Annotated in this window: 14 protein-coding genes and 1 pseudogene; 1 reads left to right on the forward strand and 14 read right to left on the reverse strand. The window is 59.1% G+C overall.

Going from position 1 to position 19,722, the window contains the following annotated elements:
* Nucleotides 1-7: 7 nt before the first annotated feature.
* The 14 genes and pseudogenes from ABC336_RS00510 to ABC336_RS00575 all read right to left on the reverse strand — a co-directional run bounded on the left by ABC336_RS00510 (nt 8) and on the right by ABC336_RS00575 (nt 19,078).
* Nucleotides 8-421 (reverse strand): MerR family transcriptional regulator, encoded by a 414-nt coding sequence (locus tag ABC336_RS00510; protein ID WP_413236791.1) that lies wholly within the window; start codon nt 419-421, stop codon nt 8-10.
* Between the two features lie 79 nt (nt 422-500).
* Nucleotides 501-1,757, reverse strand: coding sequence for a methionine gamma-lyase family protein (locus ABC336_RS00515; protein ID WP_413236792.1), 1,257 nt, complete (start codon nt 1,755-1,757; stop codon nt 501-503).
* A 9-nt stretch (nt 1,758-1,766) separates the two neighbouring features.
* Nucleotides 1,767-3,067, reverse strand: a pseudogene (gene hflX, locus ABC336_RS00520) (GTPase HflX).
* Nucleotides 3,068-3,219: 152 nt separating this feature from the next.
* Entirely contained in the window at nt 3,220-4,212 is a 993-nt protein-coding gene (locus tag ABC336_RS00525) for an AAA family ATPase (RefSeq protein WP_413236793.1), read from the reverse strand.
* Nucleotides 4,213-4,401: 189 nt separating this feature from the next.
* Complete coding sequence (locus tag ABC336_RS00530; RefSeq protein WP_413236794.1) at nt 4,402-5,226, reverse strand: YdcF family protein; 825 nt, start codon at nt 5,224-5,226, stop codon at nt 4,402-4,404.
* Entirely contained in the window at nt 5,223-5,780 is a 558-nt protein-coding gene (locus ABC336_RS00535; protein ID WP_413236795.1) for a ribonuclease FAU-1 family protein, read from the reverse strand. Before ABC336_RS00535 ends, ABC336_RS00530 begins: the two co-directional genes overlap by 4 nt.
* Nucleotides 5,781-6,138: 358 nt before the next feature.
* Nucleotides 6,139-8,898: a transglycosylase domain-containing protein gene (locus ABC336_RS00540; protein WP_413236796.1), complete on the reverse strand. Its 2,760-nt coding sequence runs from the start codon at nt 8,896-8,898 to the stop codon at nt 6,139-6,141.
* A gap of 428 nt (nt 8,899-9,326) precedes the next feature.
* Nucleotides 9,327-9,572, reverse strand: a complete 246-nt coding sequence (gene hfq / locus ABC336_RS00545; RefSeq protein ID WP_020616334.1) for an RNA chaperone Hfq — start codon at nt 9,570-9,572, stop codon at nt 9,327-9,329.
* On the reverse strand, nt 9,569-10,567 hold the full coding sequence (miaA, locus tag ABC336_RS00550; RefSeq protein ID WP_413236797.1) for a tRNA (adenosine(37)-N6)-dimethylallyltransferase MiaA: 999 nt from the start codon (nt 10,565-10,567) through the stop codon (nt 9,569-9,571). The genes hfq and miaA overlap by 4 nt, the downstream gene beginning before the upstream one ends.
* Nucleotides 10,564-11,334 carry a class I SAM-dependent methyltransferase gene (locus ABC336_RS00555; protein WP_413236798.1) on the reverse strand — a complete coding sequence of 257 codons (771 nt, stop codon included), beginning with the start codon at nt 11,332-11,334 and terminating at the stop codon, nt 10,564-10,566. The genes miaA and ABC336_RS00555 overlap by 4 nt, the downstream gene beginning before the upstream one ends.
* Complete coding sequence (gene mutL / locus ABC336_RS00560; protein WP_413236799.1) at nt 11,331-13,472, reverse strand: DNA mismatch repair endonuclease MutL; 2,142 nt, start codon at nt 13,470-13,472, stop codon at nt 11,331-11,333. Before mutL ends, ABC336_RS00555 begins: the two co-directional genes overlap by 4 nt.
* 37 nt (nt 13,473-13,509) lie before the next feature.
* A complete protein-coding gene (gene mutS, locus ABC336_RS00565) occupies nt 13,510-16,266 on the reverse strand; it encodes a DNA mismatch repair protein MutS (protein ID WP_413236800.1) in 2,757 nt (918 codons plus the stop codon).
* Nucleotides 16,267-16,641: 375 nt separating this feature from the next.
* The gene (locus ABC336_RS00570) at nt 16,642-18,216 is read right to left on the reverse strand and encodes a putative amidoligase domain-containing protein (protein ID WP_413236801.1); all 1,575 of its coding nucleotides are present in this window, start codon (nt 18,214-18,216) and stop codon (nt 16,642-16,644) included.
* A 298-nt stretch (nt 18,217-18,514) separates the two neighbouring features.
* Complete coding sequence (locus ABC336_RS00575; protein ID WP_413236802.1) at nt 18,515-19,078, reverse strand: outer spore coat protein CotE; 564 nt, start codon at nt 19,076-19,078, stop codon at nt 18,515-18,517.
* A gap of 189 nt (nt 19,079-19,267) precedes the next feature.
* Here ABC336_RS00575 and ABC336_RS00580 point away from each other — a divergent pair, with 189 nt between their 5' ends.
* Nucleotides 19,268-19,636, forward strand: coding sequence for a hypothetical protein (locus ABC336_RS00580; protein ID WP_413236803.1), 369 nt, complete (start codon nt 19,268-19,270; stop codon nt 19,634-19,636).
* Nucleotides 19,637-19,722 lie beyond the last annotated feature (86 nt).

Consider the following 19,722-nt stretch of genomic DNA (forward strand, 5'->3'; position numbering starts at 1 on the left):
CATATAATTAAGGTCTATTGCTATAGAAACGGGACAGCTGGCCTTGTATAATCGAGGCCTTGCCCGGTCTCTTCTCCAGAAGCTGCTGCTTAAGCAGGCGATGCAACTGGGTCTCGCTCATCTCGCGGCGGCGGTGCTCCGTCTGTTCGGTGATGACCGTCGCTTCCTCGGACTCTTTGGAGACCGGATGCATCACTTGCTTGATCCCAGCGATATTGACGCCCTTCTCGATGAGGGACTTGATCTCCAGCAGACGCTCTACGTCGTTAAACGAGAACAGGCGCTGATTGCCATTGGTCCTGGCCGGGACGATCAGTTCATGCTGCTCGTAATACCGGATCTGACGGGCCGTCAAATCCGTAAGCTTCATGACAATCCCGATGGGAAACAAGGCCATATTTCTGCGAATTTCATCAGCCATGTCGCATCAACCTCTCCATCCTTGATATCTATCTATTGTAACGTTATGCCGAAAACGTGTCAAGTTGTGTGAGGTTTAATTACAGTTTATTTATAATTTGCATGCCTGACAATGCCGTCAATACGCCCAGCTTGACATGGCTGTAGGTTAATCCGCCTTGCATATAAGCGATGTAGGGCTCGCGGATCGGTGCATCCGCCGACAACTCCAGACTGCCCCCCTGCATAAACGTGCCTGCCGCCATAATTACCGGATGGGTATAACCTGGCATGTCCCATGGTTCGGGCGTCACATGCGCGTCAACAGCAGCGGCTCTCTGGATCCCCTGTACGAACGAGATAAGCAGCTCTTTGTCACGGAAACGGATCGCCTGGATAAGATCGGTGCGCTTGGCGTCCCAGGCCGGACTTGTCTCATACCCGAGTCTCTCGAACAGAGCTGCGGCGAACACGCTGCCGCGCAGAGCTTGTCCCACCAGGTGAGGGGCAAGGAACAACCCTTGATAGATGCTCCTGGTCGTGCCCAGCATTGCTCCCACCTCGCCGCCGATACCCGGAGCCGTCAGCCGATAAGAAGCCGCTTCTACGGCAGCTGTATTACCGCAGATGTATCCTCCCGTGGCAGCAAGACCGCCACCGGGATTCTTGATCAGCGAGCCTGCCATCAGATCGACGCCGACCGCCGTAGGCTCGCGCTCCTCCGTAAATTCGCCATAGCAGTTGTCGACGAATATCAGCACCTCGGGCTTCACCGATCGCACCAGTTGGACCATGCGGGCGATCTCGTCGATCGTAAAGGACGGCCTCCAGTCATACCCCCGCGAACGCTGGATGCCGATTACCTTCGTCTTGGGTGAGATCGCCGCCCTTACGGCTTCCTCATCGACACCCCCTCCGGCTGTCAGCGGCACCTCCCGGTAGGAGACGCCCCAATCCGCCAGCGAGCCTGTCCCGTCGCCCGGCTTGCCGATCACTTTGTGCAGCGTATCGTAAGGCTTGCCGGTAATATAGAGCAGCTCGTCTCCGGGTCGCAGCACCCCGAATAACGCACAGCTGATCGTATGCGTACCCGATGCGAAATGCGGGCGGACGAGTGCCGACTCCGACTGGAACACATCGGCGTAGACCAGATCCAACACTTCCCGGCCCCTGTCATTGTAACCATAGCCGGTCGACCCAGCAAAGTGATAATCACTGACGTTATGCTTTTGGAAAGCCCGGATCACCCGCCACTGATTGCGCTCGGCAATCCGGTCGATCTTATGAAATTGCGGAGCAACCGTCGCTTCGACCTCATCGGCTAATCTCTCCAGGCGCTCCCATGCTTCATGTGTCATGATGTGATTCTATTCTCCTTTACTATTGCCTGCTATGTAAGGCGTCAGCCTATGGCCATGCACCTCATAGCTCTGCGTGTCCACTTCCACCGTCAGCCTTATCTGGCTGCCATCTACCTCCTGATGGATCACCTCGCCTACCCGATAGACAAGCGAAATGATGTCTCCCTGCTCCGCCGGCACTTCAAACGTAACGGTCTGTCCGGTCAAGCGCTCCTGGATGCGTGCACGCAGCAGCTCCTGATCCGCTTCATCGTAGGCGCTGATCCACAACGCATCCTCTGTCGCCGGGACGCGCTCCCGCTGCTCGGCTTCGCACAGATCCTTCTTGTTGAAGACCAGCAGCTGCGGCTTGTCAGACGCCTTCAGCTCGCCCAGGATCTGCTGCACGACAGCCATCTGTTCCTCCCGAACAGGCGAAGAGCTGTCGACCACATGGAGGATCAGATCCGCCTCGTTCACTTCCTCCAGCGTGGCCCGGAAAGCAGCGATGAGGTCGGTGGGCAGATTTTGGATGAAGCCGACCGTATCCGTCAGCACCACCTCCCGGCCGTTTGGCAGCTCCAGCGTGCGTGACGTCGGGTCCAGTGTCGCGAACAGCTGGTTCTCGACAAGGACGTCCGCCTGCGTCAGCTGGCGCATCAGCGTCGACTTGCCGGCATTGGTGTAACCCACCAGGGCGACCTGGATGACGCCGCTCTTGCGGCGGCGCTCCCGGTGGAGACCGCGATGGCGCACAACCTCCGCCAAGGCGGACTTGAGGTCGGAGATCCGGTCGCGGATATGCCGGCGATCCATCTCCAGCTTGGATTCGCCGGGCCCCCTTGTGCCGATGCCGCCGCCAAGCCGTGACAGATTCTTGCCATGGCCGGACAGACGCGGCAGCAGATAACTGAGCTGAGCCAGCTCGACTTGGATGATGCCCTCCCGGGTATGCGCTCGCTGGGCGAAGATATCGAGGATGAGCTGGGTGCGGTCGATGTCTTCAGATCGAGCGATTCCTCCAGATTGCGCACCTGGGCGCCGGAGAGCTCCTGGTCGAAGATGACCGTCGTCGCTTCCAGCTCTTCCGCCGCCGCACGCAGCTCTTCCACCTTGCCTTTGCCGATGAACCATTTGGTATCGGGCGTGTCGCGGTTCTGCGTCATAGTCGTCAGCACTTCCACGCCTGCCGTCTCCGCAAGCCGCTCCAGCTCGGCCATCGAGTGCTCCGGCTGGATCGCGCTGCGCTTGAGCTGCGGGGTGACCAGACTGACGAGCAAGGCCCTGTCTTGGATCTCGTGTTCGGTATCGTAGGTCGTCTCTCGCATCGTTTAAGTTCTCCTTTAATGTAACCCCTGAAGGGGTGAAATCACCTGACAAAAGCGACCATTCCATTTCTACAGAACGATTCCGCCCTCTCCGGCACTTCTTCACCAAGTTATTGAATACGGTAAACCCTAATAGTATAGCAAGTGCGCCGTCAGCTTCCCTTTTCCCACTTCAGATCCTCGGGCCGGATCGACATCAGCTCCTGCCTGCCCGGGACGCCGCCGGGATACTGGCCCAGCAGTCTGACCGCCTGGAACCGGATCGCCCGTTCGATGACATTGCGCACATAACGCGCATTGCTGAAGGAGAACAAGCAAGATGCCCGCTCCTCCACCAGATGCTGGCGCAGCTTGAAGACGGCCTGCGGCAGCAGATGATAGTCACGCTCCTTGGCCATCAGCTCGGCGATCTGGATTAATTGATCCACGGTATAGTCCGGGAAGTCGATCTGGATCGGGAACCGCGAAGGCAGTCCGGGATTGGTCATGAGAAACTCATCGATTTCCATCGGATATCCCGCCAGGATGAGGACAAATTGATTCTTATGATCCTCCATAGCTTTTACAAGTGTGTCAATCGCCTCTTTGCCAAAATCCTTCTCGCCGCCCCGGGCCAGACTGTACGCTTCATCCACGAACAGCACGCCGCCCATCGCTTTCTTCACAAGATCACGAGTCTTGTTGGCCGTATGACCGATATATTCGCCGACCAGGTCCGCGCGCTCCACTTCGATCAGATGGCCTTTGCTGAGCACACCCATCTTCTGCAGCAGTCGCGCGACGATCCGGGCGATCGTCGTCTTGCCGGTGCCGGGATTGCCTTTGAAGATCATATGATAGACATGCGAGCCGCCGTGCAATCCGACCTCTGAACGCATCTTGGCGATATGAAGCAGGGCATAGATTTCAAATATGAGCGATTTGACATGATCCAGCCCGACCATATGCTCCATTTCCTTCTGGATATCCGCATAAGTCTCCGGCACAGGGGATGTCTTGGCGGCCGCCGATGCGACTTCCCCGAAGTCCGCAGCAGCAGCACTGGACAACGGAGCCGCTGCATCCTGGCTCCGCAGGACGACATTGATCTGGCGGGAAGGTCTGGCAGTTTTCTTCTGATCTTCTTGAACTGCATTTCCTAGCATACGGGCATCCCCATCCTTGGCCGTCGTCGGCGCCGGGTTAGCCTCCCAGAGGGCACACCCGGCCAGTCGCCGCATTACCAATGTATGCTAGCTGCACCAAGCATATTAGAAGATATGACAGAATCCTTGCCCGGCCTTGTCCAATATTGTCATGTCCGCTTGTCCACAGTCCCTCGACTGTAGTAAGCATCAATGTTCTTTGATGCCGGCCAACCTTGCCAGCTTGTCCATCTGCCACTTCGTGTAGGCCAGCACCTCCCGCAGCTCGCTCTCGGCGTATGAGATATATCTGGACTTGGTGCCTGCTACCTGAAACGGCTCCATCCGCAGATAAGCGGCGATATTATGCGCACGGGCGGAGTGATAGTCATGCGAGATGATCACCGCGCTGCTCCAACCCTTAGTTTCCATGATCGTCCGGCTGTGCAGCAGATTCTCATACGTGCTGGTCGCTTCAGGCTCCATGACGATCGCTCCCGGCGGGATACCGTGGTCGACCAGATAATTGCGCATGCCCTGGGCTTCGGTGATGGTCGAACCGTTATTGTCCAGCCCGCCGCTGACGATCAGCGCATCGAACCGCTCCTCTTCATAGAGCCGGATCGCCAGATCCAGACGCTCGCCAAGCCCGGGACTCGGTACATTGTTCCAGAGCGCCGCGCCGAGCACGATCCCGACATCAGCCGGCTCCAGCTCGCGCGGATGATCATAGTTGCTGATATGCCACAGCAGGTACCCGCACCAGAATACGCCGAACGCTGCGGCAAAGGCGCCGATCCGCAGCAGCTTGAACAAGATTCTCCTGCCGGTCACCGAGCCGGCTTGTGCGGACTTGCGCTTGCCGGGCTTGCGGCGGGAAGCGGTACGCTTCGCAGGCGGACGCTTCGGCTTCTGTGAGGAGGGCGCCGTATCGCCGCGCCCTCCAGAGCGCCCGGACATCCCTGACCCTCTCCCCTTGCGGGAGCCCGCGGGCTTGGAACCGCCAGACGACTTCGCCGCTTTCAGATCACTCATGCCTCGCTTTTGCCCTTCACGCCTTCAGCCAGCGTCTTGCGATGCTTCAGGCTAAGCGTGAAATAGCGGAACCGGCCGCCCCGGATGGCCGAGAGCAGCCGGCCGGCTGTCTTGCGGGCCGAAGCTGCGTCGCGGGGCGAGACATCGCCGCTGCGGACAGCTTCCTCCAGTTCATCTTCATCCATCAGGAATACCTCGCCCGTAGGCAGCACAACAACATCGAGGTACATATCATCAAACCAGGGCACCTGCTGGTCCGTCAGCCCTTGCGTCTTGCAGATATCGATGTACCACTGCACCACTTTGCCTTTATCGTTGAACATGGTGGTCACGACGAATTGTTCGCCCTTGGGAAAATGCTGCATCCACAAATAACCCTTGTCGGCCAGGCAGAGACGGCGTCCATTGTATTCTTTCCACAGCGGTTCCCGCAATTCATGGATGCGATAAAAGGTGACCAGTCCCCTGAACTCGTCACTGTCCATCGACAGACAGGAATAGCTTTTCCGAAGAATTCTGCGCCAATTGGCACGATCTGAAAATTTCCGTTTCATACGGACCATTCCTCTCCGTTAGGATGCGGAAGGCAGACGCCTGCACACCTTCCAATCTGTTGTCAACATCTACAAAAAAAGCTTACCATAACTTAACGTCTATCTCCAGCGACTGCACGAAATAAACCAAGCCAAACTGTCCAACCAGCTGCCGCCAAGGGGGCCAGTCCTGGTAAACGCGCTTATCCAGATCGCACATAATTTCCTGAACAACAAGGTGAAACGGCTGTCGCCATCTTTGGCGGTGCAGCGCGTTTTCATTCCATAGAATTCTAAGCTGAGTATGAATGTGAAACTTATACTTTCATAGAATTAAATAAAAGCCCCACGTTTGGAAACGCGGGGCTTAAGTGTGGTTTTATTCTGACGGCGACTGCAGCTGAAGCGCAGCAGAATTGTCTGTATCCGGCGGCGGCATATTACTGTCGCCGCCGGGCTGCTCGCCGTCTGGATTGCCCTCTGGCGAACCTGTACCCGGCTGCGCCGGATCTGTCGAAGGCGGCTCTGTACCCGGTCCGCCTGGCGTACCGTTATTGCCATTGCCATTATTACCGTTGTTACCGTTATTACCGTTGTTACCGTTGTTGCCGCCGTTGCCTGGCTGCGTGCCATCATCCGGCTGGCCTGGCGGCGGATTTATCGGCTGCTCGCCGTTATCCGGCGGCTCCGTATTATCCGGTACGTCGGTATCATCCGGCTGTTCGGTTCCATCATCGGTATCCGGGAACGGATCCAGCTCGATCTCGGGGATCGTCACCGACACACGGCCGGAACCCGCACCTTCGAGACGGGTAACCGAATCGTAGGCTGCCACATAATAATCATACGTGTAACCGGGCAGAACATTCAGATCCTCTGCAGCGATCGCATCCAGTCGGTCCATGATGCGCGTGAACTGGCCCTCGGACGCTTCCTTGCGGTAGAGACGGTAAGTGACATTGTTGCCCGGAGCAGCATTCCAGGACAGCTGCACTTCGCCGCGCTCAGGCACATAGACGGCCGAGAGATTCTGGACGCCAGCCGGCGGCTTGACTTCCTGGACAGCTCCTGGACGAATGAACTCGCTCGGCGGCGCATCCTTCAACGCGCCAGACATGATCTTGGCGAACAAGGCGGCCGAGATGCCGCTGCTGTTCTTCAGCACATGGTTCTCGTCGGTCCGGTCGTACCCCATCCAGACGGCGCCGGTCCACTCCGGCGTGTAGCCGACGAACCAGACGTCGCGGTTGGCGCTCGAGCGCAGACCTGGTACGCCGTGCTGTGTCGTGCCCGTCTTGCCCGCGAGCGGCCGGTCCATCTTGGCCCGGGTGCCGGTGCCGCCCGGCTCCGTCACGCCCAGCATAATCTCGGTCAGATACCAAGCGGTCTCCGGCTTGATGAGCTGTTGTGGATTAGGAGCTTTGTATTCATAGATGAGCTTGTCGGAGCTGTCCGTGATCCTCGTGATCGTATGCGGATCGACCGAGCGGCCGCCATTGGCAAACACGCTGTAGGCTGTCGCCATCTGGAGCGGCGATACGCCGTTGGTCAAGCCGCCGAGCGCGATGGCCAGGTTGCGGTCGTTTTGCACATCCAGGTTAAAGCCCAGGTTATTGGCGAAATCCACGCCCTTCTGGACGCCGATCTCGTTGAGCAGCCAGACAGCTGGCTGATTACGGGACTCCTTTATCGCATCCTTCATGCTGACTGGACCGATATACTTGACGCGGTTGGAATCCTTCGGACAATACTTGCCGTTGTCGTAACAGATCTCATCGTCGCGAAGCGTCGATGTCGGCAGCCAGTCGCCGGTCTCGAGCGCCGGTCCGTAAGAGGTCACCGGCTTGAACGCGGAGCCCGGCTGACGGGGGAGAGTAACACGGTTCAGACCTTTCTTCACGTAGTCTCTGCCGCCCACCATCGATTCGATCTCTCCGGTACGGTGGTCGATGATCACCATTGCACCCTGGACGATCTGCTCGCCCGAGCTCTCTTCGAAGTTCTCCGCGTTCGCAAACTCGGTCTCCATGATACTCTGGGCATTGCTGTTCAGCGTCGTATGAATGCGGAACCCGCCCAGACGCAGCTCCTCCTCTGTTTTGCCGGTTACGCGGATCGCTTCGTTGATCGCGTAGTCGATGAAGGTAAGGTATTTGCTGCTGCCGACCGGTTCCTTCTGTTTGTCCGGATCATACTCTGCAGCTTTGGCCTCGTTCATCTGCTGCTCGGTGATGATGCCCTGGTCATACATGAGCTGCAGCACGACGGCCCGCCGTTTCTTGGACTCTTCAGGGTTGCTGATCGGATTGAATACGCTCGGCGCCTTGGGCATCCCCGCCAGCGTCGCGATCTCCCACAGCTCCAGCTCGTTCAGGTCTTCTTTGCCAAAGTAGCGGATCGACGCCGCCTTGACTCCGAACGAACGCTGGCCGAAGAAGATCCGGTTGAGATACATCGTCAGAATCTCATCCTTCGTAAAATTGTTCTCCAGCGCCACCGCGATCGACGCTTCGGTCGCTTTGCGGAGCAGCGTCTTGTCATGGTTGAGGAACATATTCTTGGCGAGCTGCTGCGTGATCGTACTGCCGCCCTCGACGGCGCTGCGCGCGATCACATCCTTGACGACGGCTCGGCCGATCGCCCAGAAGTCGATGCCCGAGTGGTTCTCAAAGCGCTTGTCCTCGGTTGCGATAAACGCCTGACGCATCAGCTCGGGGATCTCGGCGAACTCGACGAGCTCCCGGTTCTCGACATAGAGCATATCGATCTCGTTGCCTTGGGCATCGTAGATGACCGATGCTTCCGACAGCGCCAGTTTGTCTTTGTTCTCGGACAAAATATTTTCACCATTTAAGATAATCAATAAGTACCCGATAATACCGCATACGACAGCGAAGGCTGCCCCGAAGAACATAAACATTAATACCTTGCGCCCTGTCAGCCTGCGTTTCCCCTTAGCTTTCGGCTTGCCTGACTTGCCCGTCTGGCCGGATTTGCCGGAAGTCGGGCCTCCCGTACCGGCTGCCGCTTTGGCGCCGGCCTGGCTGCTGCGTCCTGCCGGCGTGCTGCTGCGTCCTGCTGACGTGCTGCTGCGTCCAGCCGGGGTACGGTCGCGACCCGGATATCGCTGGTCAGTCATGGTGACTCCCTCCTTATAAAGCTGCGATTCCAGAGCTATTGAAAAATAGGCCTGCACGGAGCGGATCGTTCTTCCGATCGCTGTTGTCCCCAGATTTCTTGATAAGCTTAACCCCTGTATGGGGTGAAATCCGGGGACAAAGGCGAACGCTTCGCTTCTACAGATTCGATTCCACCCTCTTCGGCATCTTTTCAAATACTCGGATTCTCTATTTTTGTCTAATTATACCCCCGGAACAAAAAGAGCAACCCCGACCCGAGACTAGGACTCGTCACAAAAAGTCCTCGTCTTCGGGCCGGCACGGGCTGCTCTTGCAATTCCGTTATTCTTTTAAACGTATGTCGCCATGAAAAAGTTTCATGAATTGGTCCAGGTGACTTGGCTAAATGCCGCCGTTCTTTAATTCATCCCCCCGTTTGCCGGTAGACTTAAGAATCGGAATTCTGGTCCTGTTGCTGCATAAGCGAGACATTGCGTTGTGGGGTAAAGGTGGAGATGGCGTGCTTGTATACCATCTGCTGACGTCCTTCGCTGTCGATGACGATCGTGAAGTTGTCAAATGCTTTGATGACGCCCCGAATCTGAAATCCGTTCGTCAGATAGACGGTTACCGGAACGCTGTCTTTGCGCAGCTGGTTCAAGAACGTATCCTGGATATTGATAGATTTATTCATTTGCCGTTACCCCCATTACAAGATTGGTTAGAATTATATTCAAGATCGTTCTGAAACTTTCCTGCTATTATAGCATGGATTGACTGCAGGTTTTCATAAAAATTTTCTTCACGGCCCACGTCCACCCACCTGATATCCTTCATATGACGGAACCAAGACAGCTGCCGCTTGGCAAAATGACGCGTGTCCCGCTTCAGCAGGGTAACTGCAGCATCCAGTGTCATCTCCCCCTCCAGGTAAGGGATGATCTCCTTGTATCCGAGTCCCTGCATGGATATCGCCCGTCTAGGCACGCCTGCACGGACCAGCCGCTCCACCTCCTCCACCAGGCCGAGCGCCATCATCTCATCGATACGCTGCTCTACCCGATTGTACAGTTCTTCCCGCGGTCTAGTCAAACCGACGAGGCAGAGCTCGTAGGGCGAGGTCTTCTCCTGGCCGGCCTGCTGCTCGGCAAGGGTCTGCCCTGTCACATGATGGACCTCCAGGGCGCGGATGACGCGCCGCCGGTCGTTGGGATGAAGACGTCCGGCCGATACCGGATCGACGGCTCGCAGCCTGTCATGCAGCGCTTCGTTGCCGTGCGACTCAGCGTAGGATTCCATCTCGCTGCGATATGCTTCGTCGGAGCCGGTCTCGGAGAACTGGTAATTGTAACAGACAGACTCGACGTACAGACCCGTGCCGCCGACGATGAACGGCAGCCTGCCGCGAGCCGTGATCTCCTGGATCAGCAAAGCGCACCGCTCCTGAAACTCGGCCACCGAGAACGGATGGTCAGGCTCATGGATGTCGATCAGATGATGCGGGATCCCCTCTTGCTCCTTCTCCGAGATCTTGGCCGTCCCGATATCCATCCCGCGGTAGACCTGCATCGAATCGCCGGAGATGATCTCCGCATTCCACCGCTTGGCTATCTCCAAGCTGTAGCGGGTCTTGCCTACCGCAGTCGGACCGACGAGGACGAGCAGACGCGGACGTTGATTGGTACTCAAGTGTGTATCACTCCATATGCAAGATTGGAGGCTTGGACGAAGAGCTGCCCGAAGCCCAGGCGTTCGAACTCGCCGCTGCGCTCGTGCTCCTTGAGGACGACGCAGCGCCGCGCCACCCTGCAGGCTTCGCGGATTGCCGCCGACGAGACCGCCTCAGGGTTGGCCAACTGACGCAGCGGATCGATCGCGCTCGACTGACGGAGCGGCCGCCGGAACATCGGATCGAAGTAGACGATGTCATAACTGTCGTCTGGCAGCGAGCTGAGCGTCTCCAAATGGTCGGCGCAGCGGACCTCGATACGGCGTAGCGCCTGGTCTAGCTCCGGCACGCCAGACTCGTAGCGGCGCAGCCCGTCGCGGATGATCGCGCAGAGCAGCGGCTGGCTCTCCAGTGCTGTCACCGAGCCTTGATCGCCAGCTGCGTAAGCGAAGACGACACTGTCCGAAGCCAGACCGGCTGTGCAGTCGAGGATCGCATCCCCGGTCTGGCAGCCGGATGCCGTGATCATCGGGTCGGTCTCACCCTTCATCAATCGCTTTACCCGGATATTAGCCATGCTCGGATGGAAATACAGCGATTCCTCGCCGTCCTCGTAGCGGAGCTCACGCTCGGAGAGCACGAGGATGCCCCGCTCCCCGAATCGGCGGCGCATCCGCTGCAGGGAATGCTGGCCCCGAGCGATGTAGCGGCCGCCGAGCTCCGTCGAGAGCTGCTGCGCCTGTGCCGTCACGTCGGCGCCAGCCCGGCTGGAGGTGGTGACGATCATGACATCACCCGCTTGAACATTTTCTCCAGCTGATACACCGAGATATGCACCAGAATCGGCCGCCCGTGCGGACAGGTGTACGGTTGCTTGCAGGCGGAGAGACGCTGCAGCAGCGCTTCTCCCTCTTCCCGGCTGAGCCGCTGGTTCGCCTTGATCGAGGCCTTGCAGGAGCAGAGGATCGCTGACTTCTCGCGGAGCTTGCCGATATCGACAGCCTTCTTCTCCGTCAGGATCCACTCGGCCATCTCCTCGATGATCTGCTGCTCCTCGCCCTTGGGCAGCCAGGCCGGATGGGAGCGGACGAGGAACGTCTGGGGACCGAACGGCTCCAGCTCGACTCCCGCCTCCTCGAACCAGCCCATCCGCTCGCTCAGCGCCTGCGCCTCTGCACTCGTGTACTCGAGAGTCATCGGCACGAGCAGCTGCTGGCTCGCAGCTTCAGGCTGGCCGAACTTGGCGGCATAGTATTCGTAATGGATCCGCTCATGCGCAGCATGCTGGTCGATCAGATACATGCCCTCTTCATTCTGGGCGATCAGATACGTCCCATGCAGCTGGCCGACCCAGCTCAGCTCGGGGAATGCCGATGAGTTGGCATTGGCCGTACTCTGGGCCGTCTCACCGTGCCTCTCAGTCTGCTGTTCGGCAGCCAACAGGTCCTGAGAAGGAGCATTAGCTGACGGATGTCCGGCGTCCGCATCGGCTGGCGGCTGAGGCAGCGGCGTGTGAACGGGATAGTCATCAGTCGCGCCGGGAGTCTGCGCTCTCATCTCTGGCGAGCCGAAAGGCGTCGCAGCCTCAGCTCCTGGATCATTGCCTGCGCCTGCGGTCGAAGCATCCTCCCCGCGCTCTCTCGCGAGATAGGAGCTGGTCCAGGCTGGCGCAGGCTTATACAGCCGCTCTGCCGCATGCTTTGGCACATAGGGCGTCTCCCGTGGCGACTGCCCCAGCTGGGCTCGGTGTCCAGCAGACGACGCAGCTCCGGTCTGCCTGCCGCCCATTGGAAGATCTGCGGCAGGCGGCGCCTGCGAGGACGGCAGGGGCTGCTCTGCTGCCGGAGCCGCCTCCTCCCGATGGAAAGAGATGACGCCCTGTGTATAGAGCGGCTTGCCCCTACCGCTCGTCGAAGACGACGGTCCCGGGATATGGGCCTCGCCCGCCAGTCCTTCGCGGACAACGCGTTGTACGAACTCCCTTAGCTCCGGCTCTTTGCTGAAGCGCACTTCCATCTTGGACGGATGGACATTGACGTCCACCAGCGTCGGATGCATGCCGATCTCCAGCACCGCCACCGGGAAGCGGTTGATCGGCAGCAGTGTGTGGTAGGCTTGCTGGATCGCCTGATTCAGGATAAAGCTGCGAATGTACCGGCCGTTGACAATCATCGTCAAGCCGCCCCGGTTCGCCCGCGTCTGCTCCGGCCTGGATATGTAACCGGTCAATTGGTAGTCGGGATGGTCGCCGTTCACAGGTAGCATCGCTTTGGCCAGCGACCGGCCGTAGACAGCGGCGATAACCTGCAGCCGGTCGCCGCCGCCCAGCGTCCGCAGCAGCGTATTGCCGTTATGCTTCAGCGTGAAGGCGATCCCGGGGTGCGCCAGCGAGAGCCGGTACACATAATCTGAGATATGGCCAAGCTCTGTCTGGACAGACTTCATATATTTTAACCGTGCAGGTGTGTTATAAAACAAATCCCGGATCGTCATGTCTGTGCCCTGCTCACAGTTGAACGGCTCATGGGTCAACTGCTTGCCGCCCTCGATGACGAGCCGTCTGCCCAGGCCGCTGGTCTCGGTCGAGGAGATGCACTCGACGCGCGCAACGGCTGCGATACTCGGCAGCGCCTCCCCCCGGAAGCCGAGGCTGGCGATCCGGAACAGATCCTTGCCGGTCAGCAGCTTGCTCGTCGCATGCCGCTGGAATGCCGTCTCCATATCCTCTTCCTCGATGCCGCTGCCATTGTCCGTGACACGGATCAGCTGCAGCCCGCCCTCTTCGATGGTCACATCGATTCGCGTGCTCCCGGCGTCGACCGCATTCTCCACCAGCTCCTTGACGACCGAAGAAGGCCGTTCGACGACCTCGCCGGCCGCGATCTGGTTGGCCAGTTGTTCACCCATTATCTGTATCTTAGCCATCTGCGATTGCCTCCTTCCTCCGTCCGGGGCCGTACGGTCAGTGCGCGCCGTCTCCCAGCTTTTGCTTCATGTCATTAAGCCACTGCATCGCTTGCAGCGGGGTCATATTGAACAGATCAAGCCGCTTCAGCTGCTCGGCCAGCTGCTCGGCTTGCGCTGCCTTCTTGCTCTTGGGTGCCGGCACGGTCTGCTCCATACCGAACATCGACAGCTGGATCACCTCGTCGCCGGATGCATGCGGCTGCGGCGATGCCGGGATGACTGGCGAATCGCCAGGTTTGTTCTGGACGTTAGCCGGATCGCCCGCTGCTTCTGCGGGTCGGGTACTGATTGCCGAGGTGGCCGGTGCGTCCGCAGGTTGCAGCTCGCGTGTGGCGGCTGCTTCGCTCATCGCGGGAGCCGCTGTGTGCAGCAGCTCATAAGCACGGCCGATGATCTGATCCGGCAACCCGGCCAGCCGGGCGCAGTAGATGCCATAACTGGTCGATGCCGCACCAGGCACCAGTTTGCGCAGGAAGGTGACATCCTCGCCGCTCTCCCGGACGGCCATGCTCGCATTGGCCAGCGAGGGCAGCGACTGCTCCAGGTGCGCCAGCTCATGGAAATGCGTCGATACCAGCGCCTTGCAACCAATCTCGCGATGCACATACTCGATGACGGCCTGGGCGATCGCCATCCCCTCGGCTGTCGAGGTGCCGCGCCCGAGTTCATCGATGATGATAAGGCTGCGCGCCGTCGCTTTCTCAGTCATCACCTGGATGTCCTTCATCTCGACCATAAAGGTGCTCTGCCCCCCGATCAGGTCGTCGGCCGCTCCGATCCGGGTAAAGATGCGGTCGGTCAGCGGGATCGTGGCAGACCGGGCCGGCACGAAGCAGCCGATCTGAGCCAGGATGCAGATGAGTGCCACCTGGCGCATGTATGTGCTCTTGCCCGCCATATTGGGCCCGGTGATGAGGAGCATCGCCGCCTCGTCCTGCCGCAGCTCAGTGCCGTTGGCAATGAAGGTATGCCCGCCCAGCACGGCTTCGACAACTGGATGCCGGCCCTCGCGGATCGCTAGATCATAGCCTTCGGTCACCTCGGGCCGCGCGAACCGGTGCTCCGCGCTCACCGAAGCGAGCGACTGATAGACGTCTATCGTAGCGATCACCTCTGCCAGCCGCTGCAGCCGGTGCAGCTCGCCCGCCAGATGGTCGCGCAATTCGAGGAAGCGCTGGTACTCGAGATCGACCATTTTATCTTCTGCCTCGAGGATGAGCCGCTCCTTCTCCTTGAGCTCCGGCGTGACGTAACGCTCGGCGTTGGCAAGCGTCTGCTTGCGTTCGTAACGGCCCTCCGGCAACTGTGCCAGATTGGACTTGGTCACTTCGAGATAGTAGCCGAACACCTTGTTGTAGCCGATCTTGAGGCTGCGAATGCCGGTCGCTTCACGTTCCTTGCGCTCCAGCTCAGCCAGCCACTGTTTGCCTCCGGTGCTCGCTTCACGCAGCTGGTCGAGGTAAGCGTCATAGCCTGCCCGGATCAGACTGCCCTCACGAATCGAGACGGGAGGCTCGTCTACCAATACCGTTTCGATCAGCTCGGCCAGATCGCCGCACACGTCCAGCTCCTGCACCAGCTTGCGCAGCGTCGCCGACTCCGATGACGCGCATCGCTTCGTCAGCTCCGGCACACATTGCAGTGACGTTTTGAGGGCGATCAGATCGCGGCCGTTGGCATTGCCGAAGGCGACGCGCCCGACTAGCCGCTCGAGGTCGTAGATCTGCTTGAGGTCGGCCCGAAGGTCCTCACGCAGTATGTAATCGTGGTACAGCTTGTCCACCGCTTCGAGCCGTTCTTCGATCTGCGGCAGACTGAGCAGCGGCTTGTCGATCCAGCGCCGCAGCAGCCGCCCGCCCATCGCAGTCTGCGTCTGGTCGAGCAGCCACAGCAGAGAACCCTTCTTGCTGCGCTCCTGTACCGTCTCGGTGAGCTCCAGGTTGCGGCGGGTGAACTGGTCGACGATCATATATTGGTTTGGCTCGTAGGAGCGGATCGTCCGCACATGGCCGAGCGAGCGTTTCTGCGTATCATCCAGATAGCCGGTCAGCAAGCTGACAGCGCGTTGTCTTGCGGCAGGCAGCGCCTGCAGCGGCTCTTCGCCATACTGCTCGATGAGTCGCTCGCGGGCCATCGGCAGCCGGTGCGTATAGACGACCGGACGATTCCATTGATTGGGCTGTTTCTGCAGCTGTTCGATGACCTGCTCGTCGCCGACGATCTCTGACGGCAGATAGACATTGATCTCATCCAGCAGCAGCTGCAGCGAACCGGTAAAGGAGGTAACGTACAGTTCGCCCGTAGACAGATCGCAAGCCGACAAAGAATAGACGTCGCCTGACTCAGCCACCGCGACCATGAAGTTGTTGCTTTTGCCCTCGAGCGCCTTGGTCTCCATCACCGTACCAGGGGTGACGACGCGGACGATCTCCCGTCGGACGACGCCTTTGGCCGCAGCCGGATCTTCGACCTGCTCGCAGATGGCGACTTTGAAGCCTTTTTCGATCAACCGCGAGATATACCCCTCCGCCGAGTGGTACGGCACGCCGCACATCGGGATCCGCTCCTTGCTCCCGCCTTCGCGGCCGGTCAGCGTGATATCGAGCTCACGTGCCGCGTTAATCGCGTCATCGAAGAACATCTCGTAGAAGTCGCCAAGGCGAAAAAATAAAAACGCATCCTGCGCTTGTTCTTTTATCGATAGATATTGCATGATCATCGGCGTATAAGCCGGTTTATCGCTAGTTATCATAATGCCTCTCGCCCCTCCTGTGGGGTTAATTTGCAAGCTTCATTATAACAGAAATCCGCCGCCGCGTGAAAAGGGAGTGCCAGGAGGGGATGAAATGGCAAGATTTGCTGATTAGCCTGTGGGAAGCAGGAGGGCTAAGGTTGGTTGCTGATCTGCGTCTTTGTGCGAGCCTTGCCTACTGTAATACTACTTTTTAGATCTGCAGCAACGTCTGAGCTCACTTTGTCCGCTCTATTCCAACTCTTCAGACCCGAAGCGCAGCCCATGCCGACTCCTGGCGCTGCTGATTGCTACTTTTCCAGCACACTCTATCTACCCCACGCCTCACCAGTTTATACACCAAACGCCGAGCAGCCCTCGCAGCAAACTAATCAATTACTTCATTGCTTCCGCCGGCAGCTTCCACTTGTGGCGCAAATCCTGCTGCTCATCCCACGTCGCGCCGCTGTCGATGGCGTGAAGCAACGGTGCGATGTAGCGCTTCAGCTCGCGATAAGACGGCGTGGCAGCCATCTGCCCGAGGAAGCCGCGCATCCCTTGGTACAGCGCGTCGCGATCCCCTGCATAATAAGCCGACACCAGCTCCGTCCGTTCTGCCGGGAGCGTCCTGCAGGCAGCGGCGAGCGGCCACAGCTCGCGGACAGCGAGCAGGCCGAGGGCAAAGGCAGCCTGTGCCGCCATCGGTGAGATCAGCCAGCTCGGCGGTGTCCGGTACTCGAAGCCGTGCGGCTGCAGCCGGTAGTCGCCGAGCGCGCCATAACGCGGCCGCCGCTTGCGGCCTGCGGGATCCTCGACCAACGCCAGCGGAAATGCCACGCAGCTGTCGAGCATCCGCAGCAGCCGGGTGCTGAGCCAGGCTCCGCTGAAGTGGATGTGCCCGCCCAGGCCGAGTCCGGGGACGGGCATACCGCCAGCGAGCCAGCGCAGCCCAGGCTCGGTGATCCGGGAAGCGGCGTGCCGCAGCAAACGCCTCAGTTGGCCTGCCAGCACCGCTGGGTCAGTGGCCGGCGACGGTCGCAGCTCGGCGACGGGATGGCGCACACGCCGCCCGATGACGACGGTGTCGCAGCCCACTGCGCTGTGCGGATCGAGGAAGCGGGCCGGCGAGACGATGCGGCCGTCGGCGCGCAGCAGCACGAACTCCGGGTCAGCCCCGATCCGGAGCTCCGCTGCTGGCCCGCCTCCCCGCGCCGAGCCGTACCCGGCCGCGAAGCGCTGCAGCGCTTCCTTCCCGGGCCCGGCTGCCAGACGGCGTGCCGGAAGCGGCAGGATCGTCCGTACGGCGGCCCGCCCCTGTCCGTCCAGAACGACCCGCACCTCCCCGTAGTCCAAGCCAAGCGTATACAGTGCCCGCACCGCCGTCTTGGCAGCCCGCCGGACCTGGGGATCAGGGCTCTCGGCGGGCCATTGCCGCCAACTTTGCTCCGGGACTGGCTCTTGCCCGCTCTTGGTCGAGCCGGACACTGCGAGCACCTGCAGCTGTCGGTAGATCCGCTCGACAGCCAGCGCCTCCAGATGGAACACCGGGACGGCATACTCCCTCAGCTCGGACAACGGCAAGGCAGCAGTCCATACGAACAGCCCCGCCTCGATGAGGCGCTGCTGGAGTCGTTGCGGCAGCATCTCCCCCTCTCCCTCTGAATCGGCGGGATGACGAAGGCTTTGGTCACTGCTCCTGGTAGCCCCGGTCAATCTCCCGGCTCCCCGCAGTAGCCAGAAGCCCGACGGCAGCAGAGGGCGCTCAGAGCTCTTCCGAGCCGTCCCGGATCTAAGCACGCCGCTGTCCAGGAAGTCTCCGTCCCCGCACGTGTCAGACATGACGAACCCGGCGTCCCCAGACATCGGGACACCACTTGAGCTTCCCTTGCCTTCGCTCCGCCTCTGAGCATTTGTCCCGCCATCCGGCATGAGCCACCGATTCCCATTCCAGATCCACAAGCTGCCAGCCATCTCCCGGCTCCTTTCCCTGCCGCGTCCTGCCGTCCCGCAACAGTCGGCGCATCGCATTAAAAATTACAAAAAGAGGGCTTACGCCCTCAAAACCGTGCGCAGCCCTGCATACAATGCAACATAACCATCCAAAACCCATTCAGGATGCAGCACATATGGTAAGCCTCAGACCTAACTAAACGCAGAGATAAGGCAAGGCACAGTATGGGCAGGCGTATTCAGCATTGCACTCCTGCATCCCTCGACAAAAACGCTGCTCACATCGTCCAATGCAAGCAGCGTACAGGGTCGATCCGGTCTATAGCTCGTCGTCCAACAGCTCCGGATCCAGATCGTCATAGTCGCCTTCGTCGCCAAAGCCATAGTCCAGTCCTTTGTCATGGTCTTCGCAGCCGCCTGGGCAGACCGCTACGCACACCTTGGTCTCGGCGACCAACTCGACAGCGAACTCCCGCTCCACCCGCAGGATCACGGATGTGCCGCTCGAAGAAATGTTGGCCTCGATGCAGTTCGGATCCTGCGTCGCTTCGGCCGACACTTCTTCCGTGGACCTTCTGTGCTTGGCGTCAAGATACGAGAGCGGGACATTTTCTACATATGAGATCGTCTCTTTGGCTACGTCGGTTTGCGAGTTCTTGTCATAGGAATACCAGATGTTGATATCGTAAGTACCGATGACCTCGATTCCGTCGCCTGACCGCACCGCTTCATATTCATGGTTGATGATCCATGCACCCAGGATACTCGTCGGATGCTGGGGCGGTGCGACATTATGGGTAACGGTTGTAAACTTACGACCCTTTCCGCAGACAGCTTTCGTGATAATCTCTCTGCACTGCAGCTGTTTATCTGCCAATGCCATCGACTTAACCTCCTCCATACAATCATTCAATTAAAGTGTATGCAGGACATGGGCAAATGTTGATAAATCTGGGCGCAAGATTAGTCAACCTTTTAGAAAAGCCGGGAATAGCGGGCCAAAAATAGTTGATAAGAATCTGTATAGTTGGATGTGGTTAACTAAATACATTACATAACAGAGGTGAATGATATGCTACATAGCGAGCGGCAATCGCTCCCGCTTAAGCAGATGTATCCGGTAAAAGAGGCCTGCCGGCGTCTCGATCTCTCCTATCTCCATGCCGCGACGCGTGAGGAAGACAACGAGCAAACTCTCCGGCGACTGCTAATGGTCCTAAGAGCCAATCATTATATGAAGATAGAGGATGTGCTGGAGGCTAGCTGGGCGGATCTCGGCCGACTTCGCCAAATGGGCGATACCAGCCTTGAGCTGCTCGCAGCCCTGTTCGAGAGGATCGTCAAGCACCCGGATCTGCTCATTGACGAGGCTTCGGCAGAGCGGGAGCAGAAGCTGCAAGCCATCAAAAAAAGGCTGCGAGAGATGGGGCTGGTGCAGTAATCACCCCTGCCACTTTCTCTCTGTTACAGGCAAGGCCGCCGCATGATGCGGCGGCCTTGCCTGTAATATAAGAAAGCATACGATTT

Source organism: Paenibacillus jepli (assembly GCF_047238105.1).
GTDB lineage: Bacteria > Bacillota > Bacilli > Paenibacillales > Paenibacillaceae > Paenibacillus_D.

What these genes read in the sequence shown, in the direction of transcription:
- ABC336_RS00510 (WP_413236791.1), bottom strand. Translation starts at nt 421, where the DNA reads ATGGCTGATGAAATTCGCAGAAATATGGCCTTGTTTCCCATCGGGATT.
- ABC336_RS00515 (WP_413236792.1), bottom strand. Translation starts at nt 1,757, where the DNA reads ATGACACATGAAGCATGGGAGCGCCTGGAGAGATTAGCCGATGAGGTC.
- ABC336_RS00525 (WP_413236793.1), bottom strand. Translation starts at nt 4,212, where the DNA reads ATGCTAGGAAATGCAGTTCAAGAAGATCAGAAGAAAACTGCCAGACCT.
- ABC336_RS00530 (WP_413236794.1), bottom strand. Translation starts at nt 5,226, where the DNA reads ATGAGTGATCTGAAAGCGGCGAAGTCGTCTGGCGGTTCCAAGCCCGCG.
- ABC336_RS00535 (WP_413236795.1), bottom strand. Translation starts at nt 5,780, where the DNA reads ATGAAACGGAAATTTTCAGATCGTGCCAATTGGCGCAGAATTCTTCGG.
- ABC336_RS00540 (WP_413236796.1), bottom strand. Translation starts at nt 8,898, where the DNA reads ATGACTGACCAGCGATATCCGGGTCGCGACCGTACCCCGGCTGGACGC.
- hfq (WP_020616334.1), bottom strand. Translation starts at nt 9,572, where the DNA reads ATGAATAAATCTATCAATATCCAGGATACGTTCTTGAACCAGCTGCGC.
- ABC336_RS00555 (WP_413236798.1), bottom strand. Translation starts at nt 11,334, where the DNA reads ATGATCGTCACCACCTCCAGCCGGGCTGGCGCCGACGTGACGGCACAG.
- mutL (WP_413236799.1), bottom strand. Translation starts at nt 13,472, where the DNA reads ATGGCTAAGATACAGATAATGGGTGAACAACTGGCCAACCAGATCGCG.
- mutS (WP_413236800.1), bottom strand. Translation starts at nt 16,266, where the DNA reads ATGATAACTAGCGATAAACCGGCTTATACGCCGATGATCATGCAATAT.
- ABC336_RS00570 (WP_413236801.1), bottom strand. Translation starts at nt 18,216, where the DNA reads ATGGCTGGCAGCTTGTGGATCTGGAATGGGAATCGGTGGCTCATGCCG.
- ABC336_RS00575 (WP_413236802.1), bottom strand. Translation starts at nt 19,078, where the DNA reads ATGGCATTGGCAGATAAACAGCTGCAGTGCAGAGAGATTATCACGAAA.
- ABC336_RS00580 (WP_413236803.1), top strand. Translation starts at nt 19,268, where the DNA reads ATGCTACATAGCGAGCGGCAATCGCTCCCGCTTAAGCAGATGTATCCG.